The following is a 1,711-nucleotide window of genomic DNA, read 5'->3' on the forward strand; positions in this document are numbered from 1 at the left end:
AGTCTTTCTTAAGTAATATCTACTTTAGTTATATTAACTTCTTCGCTTGTTTCACTATCACATAAAACGCGTTTGGCGTTGTATGGTTAAGCCTCACGGGTAATTAGTACAAGTTAGCTTAATGGCTCACACCACTTCCACATCTTGCCTATCAACGTTGTAGTCTTCAACGGCCCTTCAGAGACTTTAAAAGTCTAGTGAGAACTCATCTCGAGGCCTGCTTCGCGCTTAGATGCTTTCAGCGCTTATCAGTTCCGAACGTAGCTACCGGGCAATGCCATTGGCATGACAACCCGAACACCAGCGGTTCGTTCACTCCGGTCCTCTCGTACTAGGAGCAACCCCTCTCAATTCTCAAACGCCCACGGCAGATAGGGACCGAACTGTCTCACGACGTTCTAAACCCAGCTCGCGTACCACTTTAAATGGCGAACAGCCATACCCTTGGGACCGACTTCAGCCCCAGGATGTGATGAGCCGACATCGAGGTGCCAAACACCGCCGTCGATATGAACTCTTGGGCGGTATCAGCCTGTTATCCCCGGAGTACCTTTTATCCGTTGAGCGATGGCCCTTCCATTCAGAACCACCGGATCACTATGACCTACTTTCGTACCTGCTCGACGTGTCTGTCTCGCAGTTAAGCTGGCTTCTACCATTACACTAACCGTACGATGTCCGACCGTACTTAGCCAACCTTCGTGCTCCTCCGTTACTCTTTAGGAGGAGACCGCCCCAGTCAAACTACCCACCAGGCACTGTCCGTAACCCCGATTCAGGGGCCAACGTTAGAACATCAAAACTACAAGGGTGGTATTTCAAGGTTGACTCCACAACAACTAGCGTCGCTGCTTCAAAGTCTCCCACCTATCCTACACATGTAGGTTCAATGTTCAGTGCCAAGCTGTAGTAAAGGTTCACGGGGTCTTTCCGTCTAGCCGCGGGNTCAGTGCCAAGCTGTAGTAAAGGTTCACGGGGTCTTTCCGTCTAGCCGCGGGTACACAGCATCTTCACTGCGATTTCAATTTCACTGAGTCTCGGGTGGAGACAGCGTGGCCATGGTTACACCATTCGTGCAGGTCGGAACTTACCCGACAAGGAATTTCGCTACCTTAGGACCGTTATAGTTACGGCCGCCGTTTACCGGGGCTTCGATCAAGAGCTTCTCCCTAAGGATAACCCCATCAATTAACCTTCCGGCACCGGGCAGGTGTCACACCGTATACGTCATCTTGCGATTTTGCACAGTGCTGTGTTTTTAATAAACAGTCCCAGCCACCTGGTCACTGCGGCTCCCGTCCGCTTAGAGAGCAAGTCTCATCACAGATAGGAGCGTACCTTCTCCCGAAGTTACGGTACGATTTTGCCTAGTTCCTTCACCCGAGTTCTCTCAAGCGCCTTAGTATTCTCTACCTGACCACCTGTGTCGGTTTGGGGTACGATTCCATATAATCTGAAGCTTAGAGGCTTTTCCTGGAAGTATGGCATCAACAACTTCATCACCGTAGTGACTCGTCTCGTGTCTCAGTCTTAACAGCAACCCGGATTTACCTAAGTCGCCAACCTACTCACTTTCACATAGACTACCAACGCTATGCTTGTTTAGCCTGCTCCGTCCCCCCATCGCAATTATATCGAGTACAGAAATATTAATCTGTTTCCCATCGACTACGCCTTTCGGCCTCGCCTTAGGGGTCGACTTACCCTACCC

At 50.3% G+C, this 1,711-nt stretch carries 1 rRNA gene; it reads right to left on the reverse strand.

Annotated elements, in window-relative coordinates:
- Nucleotides 1-82: 82 nt before the first annotated feature.
- Nucleotides 83-1,711, reverse strand: a 23S ribosomal RNA gene (locus I6E56_RS14905); the annotation flags it as partial.

It is taken from the genome of Salinibacterium sp. NK8237, from assembly GCF_015864955.1.
Classification (GTDB): Bacteria; Actinomycetota; Actinomycetes; order Actinomycetales; family Microbacteriaceae; genus Rhodoglobus.